A 10,650-nucleotide genomic window follows, 5' to 3' on the forward strand; every position below is an offset into this window, starting at 1 on the left:
CTTTTCAATAGTTCTCAGGCGACTATTTTACCTTTACGCTCTTCTTGCTGCTCCAAGCAGAATAAAATACCTTGCTGACCGTATTTGAATTTTCATCTGTGAATGTAATACCTGTTTCTTTATATGTTCTTATTCTGAAATAGTACTTCTTCTTTGACTTTAATGACTTGATAGTCTTGCTGACTGAAGTATTCTTGCTGATTTTCACAGTTTTAGCTCCTGCGAAAGATTTCTTAGTCGAATACTGTATCTGATAGCCTGTAGTGTCACCAGTCTGTTTCTTCCAGACAGCTTTTACTGATTTCTTACCAGCCTTCAGCTTGCTGATAGAAGTTTTGCCTGGTGTGTAGTAATTGAAGATAATAGAATGGTCATGCCACGCCTTACCTCTGGTGCCATAAGCAGCTATCTTAGTAATAGTATTAAGTTTGGCAACCGGTACTGTAAAGGTGTATAAGCCATCGGCATCTGCAACATAGTTGATGTATGAAGACGTATCAGCCTTTGCAGCCTCTTCCGCTGTGCCGAGGTATAACTTATCGTAACCGGTGGAATTCAAACGAATCGTTGCTGTCATTACACCATTAACAACAGATAATTTACAAGTCTTATAATCTTGACTGTATATGAAGAACTTCTTTCCTGTTCCATCTGTATCAGTATCACAGACTACCGTATAAGTGCCGTCCTTAAGGGACGATGTTGCCTTCGTTGTAGCAGTTTCCCCAAAGGAGAACACGCTGGCTGTCATTACCATGGCCAGTGATAAAATCACTGAAACCACTATTCTCATTTTTTTGTTCATATTTATCCTCAACTTCTATGCTATTTTACTTTTACTGTTTTCACTTTGCTCCATACAGAGTATGCCTTAGTTTTATCAACTGTCTTATAGACTCTTACCTGGAAATAGTACTTCTTGCCTGAATTCAACTTCTTGATTGTCTTGGAGGTACTCGTAGTTGAAACTGTCCTGGCATTTTTCATTGATTTGCTTGTAGCGTAACGGATCTGATATCCCTTCGCTCCTGACTGCTTCTTCACAACTACCTTAGCGCTCCTGGTTCCTGCCTTAACCTTTGAAATAGAGGTCTTGGCAACAACCTTTGCAATGGCATCCTTAGTGTGAGCTACATATATATCCTGAATTGCTTCTAGTTGTCCAAGTCCCTTGATCTGAGTGCTTACGTTGAAGCCTGCTGCCTTGAACTGGCTCTTCCATGAATCGGAATCGTCACCGGCCATATCATTATTAGCATGGTCGCCTGCAACTACCATCAGCGGACGAAGAACTACCTTCTTGTATCCTGCTTTCTTTACTGCTGCGATAATATTCTCGCAGGATGTGCTTGCAGGTTTTCCTTCAACTGTCCCGATGAAGCAGTTGTTATAGCCTAAGCCGCTTACAACTGTCTGCATCTGAGTATAAAGCACCTGTGCGCTGTGTGATGTTCCGTGTCCCATGAACACGAATGCTGTATCTTTATCTGCAGCAGCTGTTGCAGTGTTCTTGAATCCTGCATCTACGGCTGCATCTGCATAGATAGCCTTTGCTACTGCAGTCTTGTCTGCATCAGTTGAACATAGAGGTTTGCTGAATACTATCTGTGAAAAATGACTCTTATATTTATTTACTTCTGAAACCAATTCGTCGTATTCTGCTCCGGCCATCAGCGTAGTTGACTGTACGACCAGAACCTTCACCCTATTCTTAACTGCGCGTTCCATAGCCTGATCGATATTGTCTATAAATTCACCGTCACGAGCCTGGATATGATTGATAATGATCTGAGATGTGAATCCTCTTCGAACAGAATACTCAGGATAAGATGTTTCCAAAGCACTCTCGACTCCACCAACAGTTAATACTCTGCTATCATTGAAGCTTGTTCCAAAACTGGCTACCAGGAGTTCATAATCTCCTATGCTGTTTGCATTGGCCGGATCGTCTGCAGAAGCATCACCAGTATCAGCCCCGAAGTAGTCATATCCGCCTTTTGCTTCGCTGGCATCTTCATAATATCCGAAGCCTACTACAAGTTTTTTCTGAGCATCGGTCAGTGAATCCCAGCCAGCCTTGGCAGCAGCGCATAGTGAATCTGTGCCTGCAGTTCTTTTCTGATAATAAATAGCCTTAGTAAGATCATTTACAACGCTTGGTGTGAACTTTACAGTGAGATAGTACTGATTATTATTACCGTAATTGTACCAGCCATCTATCTTGGTCCCATCTGCTTTAGTGTATACCTGATAAAGTGATATTGGCATTTTCTTCCCAAGCTTGGAAACCGAAATATCGAATGTGAAAGTACTGGTGTATTTGCCTGTTGATACTTCAGTTACTGTTCCCTTGACAGCCTTAGATTCTTTAACAGCCGATGTCTTGGAAATTTTTACTAAAGACAATTTAGTGTATTTGGCAGACCTTGCCAAAGTCGTAAATGTGACTTTAGCCATACCGGTCATTTTGTCTATTTTTACCGATGTCGTTCCCTCTGCCGGCGAGAACATCCCCAGAGTACTGACAATGTCAGCCGCCTTTTCTGTTGTGGCTTTTGTTGTAGCGGTCTTAGTCTGCGCCGAGGCGCTATCTGCCGCAAAAGCCGTTGCGCTCATAGAACATATCACTGTCAGCGACAGTAAAACCGTTATGATTTTCTTTAAACTCTTTTTCATAATAATTACATCATCCTTTCGAAAGTCTTTAAACAACCTTTAACTCACGGAATGATTTCTCTGGATGCATATTTGACTTGTCTGCTAACTATGGCATCCTGCCTCAGCAGGAATAAAAAATACCTCCTTTCCATTGAAAGCAGGCATCGATGGCACGTATTACATAAACAACAGCGTGTCTAAGAAAAAAGACACAAACTGCCGTTTGTGCCACAACCACTATAGGTATGCACTTTCTCCGGAAGTCATTCACCTTAAATCTATCCAGCAGGTTTCCTGACTTGCAGATCATCATCATTCTATTCCTTCTCAACAGGCATTACAGCTAGACTGCTTTGCCTCGTCAATGGATAAACATAGAATGACTTCTTGCTTACAGTGACCAGATCGTTCAGGACTTTCACCTGATTCCCTTTTAACCAAATACCATAGGTATTCGGCACTGATTAGATATTTAATTTTCAATAAGTATGATATCATTGACAGAAGCCAAAGTCAACCCAATATATTAAGATTAATTAAGGTATTACTATGTTCAAACAGTCCATTTAACTATTGAAATACGAACGTTACTATTGTATACTTAACTAGTGCGTTTTTTAAAGTTTAAATAAAATAAATAAAAAAGGAAGTGTGATTTTGAGCAACGCAAATAACAGAGGTCTTCATGATAAAAATGAGAATACGAAGCCCGAACTAAACCTTAATAAGAATAAAATAATCGCCCTGATAGTAATTATACTGGCTATTTTGGTAGCCTGTATTTTGTTGGATAAATTTGTATTCGAACCGAACACATTTAAAAGCGGAAGTACAATCAACAACGTGGACGTTTCAGGAATGAATGCTACTGAGGCCGAGAATGCTCTGACAACTGAATGGAATACGAAAAGCATCACCATTAAAAGTCACGGTAATGCAATAGGTAGGATTTCCGATTTCGATTATGAGTACAATATAAAAGGATCCGTAGAGGATTGCCTGAAACCGGGTTTTTTCCAGGCTATGGTCCGCACATTTAACAAAAGCAAACGTAACATGACTATTTCTATGACTATTGCCAAGACAACCGAGAGTTTCAATGATCAATTCCAGTCTCTCAACATAGTAAGGAACGGCAAAGGAACTATAAAGACTAAGAACGCTCATGTAGATATGTCAAATACTAAGTTCAAGATAGTCAAAGAAGTTTACGGTAACAATTTAAATGAAGGCAAATTGAAAAAGGCCATAATGAAGAGCATCGCTGATGGCAAGAATGTATTTAACTACAATTCTAAAAAATACTACACCAGACCTTCTATAAAGTCTACCAGCGAAAGTCTGAAAGTCAGACAGGAATATTGCAAGAAATACCTGAAAACCAAGATAACATACAAATCAGCCGCCGGCACTTATGTAGTCACTCCTTACTATCTTGACAAGATGATAAGCTATAATGATGAAGGCCAGATCACTGTAAAAGAGAAGGCTGTCAGCAGTTTCGTCAAGAATGTTCTATCGACCAAGTGCAGCACAGTAGGCGCCACCAGAAGATTCCATTCCAAAAATGGAGGAACATACACTGTATATGGCGGTACTTATGGTTACACTCTCAATACCAAGAAGGAAACTGCTAAGCTGATCAAGGATCTGAAGACTGAGAAAGATGTCACCCGTAAACCTGTTTACAGCAGCACCGGCTATGGCTCCCCTTCTCAGGGAAGCGACATTGGCAACACATATGTAGAAGTCGATCTGAGCAGTCAGTATCTCTGGTGCGTAGTCAACGGTAAAACCGTAGTATCGACTTCCGTAGTTACCGGAACAACATCTACCGGCCACAGGACACCGTCAGGAACTTATTATTTCCTGTATAAAACACGCAATGAAACTCTTAAGGGTAATAATACCGATGGCAGCAAGTATGCTACTAAAGTAAAGTATTGGATGCCGTTCTATAATGGTGACGGTTGTCATGACGCCTGGTGGAGAAGTTCCTTCGGCGGAACTATCTACAAATTCGGCGGAAGCCACGGCTGTGTAAACATGCCATCCACTCAGGCTGCCAGACTCTACAATTATGTCGAAGCCGGCATGCCGATAGTGATCTATAACTAGCGAAGTAATCACAGTGACTGGCTTGTCCTCGTCACAGGCAGCCATGGTAGTCTCACTCGCGAAGAACAGAATATGCCGCGAACTTGACGGAATATCGAAGGAGTTGCTTTTATGTAAATAATGGCAACTCCTTTAAAGTGCGATTCTTCTGGTGAAAATTATGCCAGCATAATTTCACCATTATCATCGCCCTTTATTCCGTCTTCAGACAGCGCGACATATTAAACTGTTCTTCCTGCTCGTCTGCGACTATGGCTGTATCTGCTCCTGCGGAATCGCCGCGTCCCTATAATTACTTCGCCCTTTGAGAATTAATTTTACAACTGTGATTAATACCATTATTTATTGGATTTGTATCAAAGCCTAAATTCAGGATTCTTTCAACTGGCCTTATTGAGTAGTCATCCTTTAAAGCCTCGAAGAGGCTTCGATGCTTCAACGAGTTTGCATGGTGTTCTATTCTTAGTTTCTCTTCACTTCTTGAATAATACTCAAAATTTAAAAGTAAATTTAATAAAATCCATGTCACTTTCAACCATGCCGACCATGCTGACTCATCATGCGATTCCGCAGGAGCAGATACAGCCCCCGATGAAGGGAGCAACAAGGGTAGCTAAATACATTACGTTGTTTGACGGCGAAGAAAAGGAGAATCCCGAAATTTTAATCATACTAGTATGATTAAATTGAGGGATTCTCCTGTTAAAGTATCCTTGGAGACTTTAACAACTTCGCCTAGTTCGTAATGTATTCTGCCCTTGGCAAGCAAATCACATGGGGCTGTTCGCGCACGAGGACAAGCATATGAGTCAGAGATGTCGACCCCTACCAAAATCTGAACAGCCGCATGACCCCCATGGTGATCCGCATATACCAAGGCAATAACGCCCTGTCAGCCTTACGAAGTTCTGCCGGGATATCAATAGACTGAGGACATCTTTTGACGCAGGCCCCACAGGAAATACACCTGCCTGCACCCTGCAGAGATTTGCGAAAAGCCATCATCTGCATATACTCCGCCCGGCCCGAGCCTTTGTTCTCAATAAACATATGATTATAACAACTGAATACAGTCGGAATATCAACACCCTGAGGGCAAGGCATGCAGTAGCCACAACCCGTACAAGGCACCCGTACACTGCCGTTTATAGCATTTGTGATTGAAGATATCAGATTCCGCTCAAGCTCACCCATACAGCCTGCCTCGGCCTCAGAAGCCACGCGACAGTTCTCATCTATCATCTCCAGCGAATTCATACCGGAAAGCACGCAGGTCACCTGCGGCTGATCATAGAGCCACCTGAAAGCCAGCTCCGCAGCAGTCCTGCCCCGGCCTTCTTTTGTTATAAGTGCCTTAGCGTCGGCCGGCATCATATCCACCAGCTTACCACCACGCAACGGCTCCATAACTATTACCGGAATGCCCTTTGCGGCAGCCGCCATAAGACCTGTCCTGCCGCCTTGGGTATCCTCGTCCAGGTAATTATACTGGATCTGACAGAAGTCCCAGTCATAAGCGTCCAGGATCTCCAGAAACATATACGAATTCCCGTGAAAAGAAAAACCAATATTGCGAATCTGTCTAGATGCTTTCTTTTCAGCGATCCAGTCCTCTATGCCCAGCTTCTTCAGTTTATTCCAAGCGGCCACATCCGTAAGCATATGCATAAGGTAGTAATCGATATGATCAGTTCGCAGCCGCGACAGTTCTTCATTAAAGAATCTGTCGATAGAGCCGCTGGACTTGACCAGATACTGCGGAAGCTTTGTGGCGATATTCACCTTGTCCCTTAGATCATTATTCTCGAGGATCTTACCAAGTGCTGCCTCACTTCCGCCGTAGGAATAAGCCGTATCGAAATAATTCACGCCAAGTTCCACGGCATGGATTATCTCCTTCTCTGCCTTATCCATATCTATATTCATGCCCTTCTTAGTAAACCGCATGCAGCCGTAACCCAGCAGTGATATTTTATTACCATATCTATCGTCTCTAAATTGCATATTCCACCTCTTGAGCATATTATGACTGCCACGGACCGCAATTGTCAATGGCTTTCAGATTTTATTGCACAAAATGCAACTTATGGTGTTGACTTTTTTCGTTAAAGTGGTACATTATTATATAGGCTTGGCACTCAGTCAAAGTGAGTGCTAATAATTTAATATTCGGAGGCGAAAGAATGGCAAAGAAACAATTCAAAGCAGAATCCAAGAAACTTTTGGATCTAATGATCAATTCGATCTATACACATAAGGAAATTTTCATGCGTGAACTCATAAGCAATGCCAGCGACGCATTAGACAAACTCTACTATCAGAGTCTGCAGTCCGGTGACACCGGCATCAAAAGGTCAGATTTTGTTATAGACATAAAGGCTGACAAAGACGCGCGTACACTTACTATCAGCGACAACGGCATAGGCATGACGGCCGCGGAGCTGGAGGCCAACCTTGGCACCATAGCCAAAAGCGGAAGCATGGCATTCAAAGAAGAACAGCAGAAAGAAGCCGACAAGGATGAAGAAAGCAAGTCAAAGAATGTTACCGACATAATCGGACAGTTCGGCGTAGGCTTCTACTCCGCATTCATGGTAGCAGATGAAGTCACAGTGACATCCAAGGCTTACGGCTCAGATGAAGCCAATGCATGGATATCTAAAGGTGCCGACGGCTACAACGTATCATCAACTGAGAAGACATCAAATGGTACAGACATTGTCCTTCACATAAAGGAAGATGTCGAAGGTGAAAACTACGACAAATTCCTTGAGGAATACACTATCAGAAGTCTCATTAAGAAGTATTCCGATTACATACGCTACCCTATCCAGATGATGGTTACCAAGAGCAGACCTAAGGCAGACGCCCCTGAACCGGAAGAAGGAAAAGCTCCGGAAATGGAAGAATACCAGGAACTTGAGACTCTAAACACTATGGAACCTATCTGGAAGCGTCAGAAGAGCAAGGTAAAACCTGAAGATTACAATGAATACTATAAGAGCAAATTCGGCGACTATATGGATCCATGTAAGGTCATAAGGACCAGCGTTGAAGGCGTGTCGAGCTACACTGCCCTGCTGTTCATTCCCGGCAACACTCCATATAACTATTATACCAAGGATTATGAAAAGGGTCTGCAGTTATACTCTTCCGGCGTAATGATCATGGACAAGTGCAAAGAACTGCTTCCTGACTATTTCAACTTTGTCAAAGGTCTGGTAGATTCTCAGGATCTTTCTCTGAATATCTCTCGTGAGACATTGCAGCAGGATCGCCAGCTGAAAAATATAGCTAAAAATCTGGAAAAGAAGATCAAGTCAGAGCTACTGAAATTCATGAAGGACGACCGCGAAGGTTATGAGAAGTTCTTCAACAATTTCGGACGCCAGATGAAATACGGACTTTATGATGACTTCGGTATGCATAAGGATGTTCTTTCAGATCTGATGCTCTTCTACTCTTCTACAGAGAAGAAGCTCATATCTCTGGATGAATATATCGCTAAGATGGGCGAAGACCAGAAATATATCTATTACGCTCCCGGCGAAACTATCGAAAAGATCGATATGCTGCCACAGACTGAAGCCGCCAAGGCAAAGGGCTATGAAATCCTGTATATGACTGATGAAATCGATGAATTCGTTGTCAAGGTCATCCACGACTATAAAGAAAAGGAATTCAAATCTGTATCAGACGAGAATATGAACGAGGCTGAAACTGATGAGGAAAAAGAAGCCATGAAGAAGGCTGAAGATGAAAACAAGGATCTTCTGGCATTCATCAAGGAAACTCTCGGTTCCAAAGTATCAGAGGTAACTCTATCCAGCAGGCTTAAGGAATCTCCTTGCTGCCTGACCAGTAAAGGCGGAATTTCTCTGGAAATGGAAAAGACAATCAACAAGATGCCTACCGATGAAAGTATCAAGGCTGAGAAAGTCCTGGAGATGAATCCTGACCACGCTGTAATGAAGAAATTACAGGAAACCTTTGCTAAAGGCGATGGCGCTGAGGGCAAGGATCTTACAGCTACATACGCAAGGTTGCTCTACGATCAGGCGTTGCTGATTTCCGGACTTACTATCGATGATCCGGCTAAACTCGGCGAAGATATCTGCAGAGTGATAACTGACTAAAATGCATATTTTAAGGGCGGAGCCACTGGCTCCGCCCTTTTTATTGCTGCTAGATTTAATTGTTTGTTCCAAATTTTGTTGAAGTCTTATAATACTTGTCAAAGGCTGCTCTGCTTACGACTTTCTTACTTGTCTGGTTTACGCTGGTTGTAGTAACAGTCGTGCTGTAACTTCCAGTTACGGTGACTGTATAATCGCTGTCACCCTTAACTTTAGTGACTCCATTGACCTTGATGGTAACTGTGTTTCCATCCTTATCTACGATCTGGCCACCGTCTGCAACATTCAGATTCTTGACTGTACTGTTACCAGTTACGACCCACTTGGAATTCTTACTTATGTTCATATTCACTGTTCCAGATGTACTGCCTGTGTACTTGGTCTTGAATAACAGGAACATGTTCACGCTACTTATAGAGTCTGTCTTCACATTGCCCTTCAATGTTTCGCCTATAGCTGTAAATGTAAGCTTACCACCATTGTTACCTGATGTTCCCCATCCATTAGAATTGCCTGACGCATTGATCAGATCCACCTTGTCGCTGTCAAATGAAAGCTTGGTATTTTGTAATATTACTTTCGCATTTGTATTAGTCACATAGAACATGGCTCCGCTGGAAATACTGGTCTTTAAAGTGGAATTGACTGCTTCGAAATCCGCCTTGCTACTTGTACTTGTATCCGCATCTCCAGAAGTTGACTGGTAGAGTATGACTCCGTTCTTAATAGGATCACTGCCTGATATAGCATCGTTAGTGCTAGTTAGTTTGGAATTATATATCAGTATCCTGTTAAGACCTTCCATACCGGCAATCTGGCTTCCTGAAGCTGTACCTGTTACGTTATCGACTTCTATGTCACCTGTTGAATACAATAATGGTGAACCTGAACCTGCAGTCTTCAGAGTACTGTTAGTAACGGATATATATCCGCCGCCTCTGTCGGTTGCTAAAGCCGCACAATGATCCTTGGCTGTGCTTACAGTCAGTTTGTTGCCGTATATAACGCCACCGTAAGTGGCATCGAGGCCTCTTGAGTTTGCTCCAGACTTAGTGGTTATCTTGACGCTGTTGGCATATATCCTGGCTTTATCTGTCGCAAAAATTCCATTGCTGCCCGTGCTGGTTGAAGTTATATTGCTCTTGGAAATATATACATTGGATTTGCTTCCTACTGCCAAAACGGATGAATTCAAGCCATAGAAATTACAATTGTCGCCATTGCTGTCTGACCCTGACTTTTTCAAAGTTACATTCTTAAGTTTCAGGACTCCTCCACTTTTTGCCAACACTACATTCTTATCCGATGTAGATGATTTAATAGTTTTATTGTTCTTGGAAACAGTCTTTCCACTTGCTGTCAATGTGGAAGACAAAGTACCGCTATAATCATATGTCGAAGTATTAGGTCCTCCCTGGTTGCTGCTACTGCTGCTATTGATTGTAAGATTAGTTGGATCCACATATTTTAAACCTGTAACCGTGGAAGAACTTGATTTCGACTTTGTCGTGGTCGCCTCAGAATTCGAGGAACTAAAAACTGCTACGGCCATAATAACAGTTACAGCGATAACTCCCAAAATAACACTCTTTCTGCTTTTCAGTTTAACACGCATTGCTTTCACCTCGCTTTTATTCAACCATAATCATGACCACCGGCTCAGCCGGTGGTTTGTTTTGGCCCTAGAAGGGCCTGTTACCTGCCACATCTTAAGATGTATTGAAAGGTCCACCAACCG

The 10,650-nt window shown here is 42.4% G+C and carries 6 protein-coding genes and 1 riboswitch; of the genes, 2 read left to right on the forward strand and 4 right to left on the reverse strand.

The genetic code is table 11. The features are described from left to right. Positions 1–22 precede the first annotated feature (22 nt). Both EV211_RS07825 and EV211_RS07830 read right to left on the reverse strand, forming a co-directional pair. Positions 23–805 (reverse strand): fibronectin type III domain-containing protein, encoded by a 783-nt coding sequence (locus EV211_RS07825; RefSeq protein ID WP_133528876.1) that lies wholly within the window; start codon positions 803–805, stop codon positions 23–25. Positions 806–825: 20 nt separating this feature from the next. Further along, complete coding sequence (locus EV211_RS07830) at positions 826–2,676, reverse strand: sirohydrochlorin cobaltochelatase (RefSeq protein ID WP_243108573.1); 1,851 nt, start codon at positions 2,674–2,676, stop codon at positions 826–828. 249 nt (positions 2,677–2,925) lie between these two features. Next, a riboswitch (cobalamin riboswitch) is annotated at positions 2,926–3,138 on the reverse strand. Positions 3,139–3,315: 177 nt separating this feature from the next. Between EV211_RS07830 and EV211_RS07835 the strand changes: the two genes are divergently transcribed. Continuing rightward, positions 3,316–4,776 carry a L,D-transpeptidase family protein gene (locus EV211_RS07835; protein WP_133528877.1) on the forward strand — a complete coding sequence of 487 codons (1,461 nt, stop codon included), beginning with the start codon at positions 3,316–3,318 and terminating at the stop codon, positions 4,774–4,776. An 825-nt stretch (positions 4,777–5,601) separates the two neighbouring features. Here EV211_RS07835 and EV211_RS07840 read toward each other — a convergent pair. Continuing rightward, positions 5,602–6,780 carry an aldo/keto reductase gene (locus EV211_RS07840; protein WP_133528878.1) on the reverse strand — a complete coding sequence of 393 codons (1,179 nt, stop codon included), beginning with the start codon at positions 6,778–6,780 and terminating at the stop codon, positions 5,602–5,604. A gap of 179 nt (positions 6,781–6,959) precedes the next feature. On the opposite strand from EV211_RS07840, the gene htpG reads away from it, so the two are divergent. Next, positions 6,960–8,912: a molecular chaperone HtpG gene (gene htpG, locus EV211_RS07845; protein ID WP_133528879.1), complete on the forward strand. Its 1,953-nt coding sequence runs from the start codon at positions 6,960–6,962 to the stop codon at positions 8,910–8,912. A gap of 55 nt (positions 8,913–8,967) precedes the next feature. On the opposite strand, the gene EV211_RS07850 is transcribed toward htpG, so the two are convergent. Continuing rightward, on the reverse strand, positions 8,968–10,527 hold the full coding sequence (locus EV211_RS07850; protein WP_133528880.1) for an autotransporter outer membrane beta-barrel domain-containing protein: 1,560 nt from the start codon (positions 10,525–10,527) through the stop codon (positions 8,968–8,970). Positions 10,528–10,650 lie beyond the last annotated feature (123 nt).

The sequence above is a fragment of the Aminicella lysinilytica genome, assembly GCF_004362975.1.
GTDB classification, from domain to species: Bacteria; Bacillota; Clostridia; order Peptostreptococcales; family Anaerovoracaceae; genus Aminicella; species Aminicella lysinilytica.

What these genes read in the sequence shown, in the direction of transcription:
- EV211_RS07830 (WP_243108573.1), bottom strand. Translation starts at nt 2,676, where the DNA reads ATGAAAAAGAGTTTAAAGAAAATCATAACGGTTTTACTGTCGCTGACA.
- EV211_RS07825 (WP_133528876.1), bottom strand. Translation starts at nt 805, where the DNA reads ATGAACAAAAAAATGAGAATAGTGGTTTCAGTGATTTTATCACTGGCC.
- EV211_RS07840 (WP_133528878.1), bottom strand. Translation starts at nt 6,780, where the DNA reads ATGCAATTTAGAGACGATAGATATGGTAATAAAATATCACTGCTGGGT.
- htpG (WP_133528879.1), top strand. Translation starts at nt 6,960, where the DNA reads ATGGCAAAGAAACAATTCAAAGCAGAATCCAAGAAACTTTTGGATCTA.
- EV211_RS07850 (WP_133528880.1), bottom strand. Translation starts at nt 10,527, where the DNA reads ATGCGTGTTAAACTGAAAAGCAGAAAGAGTGTTATTTTGGGAGTTATC.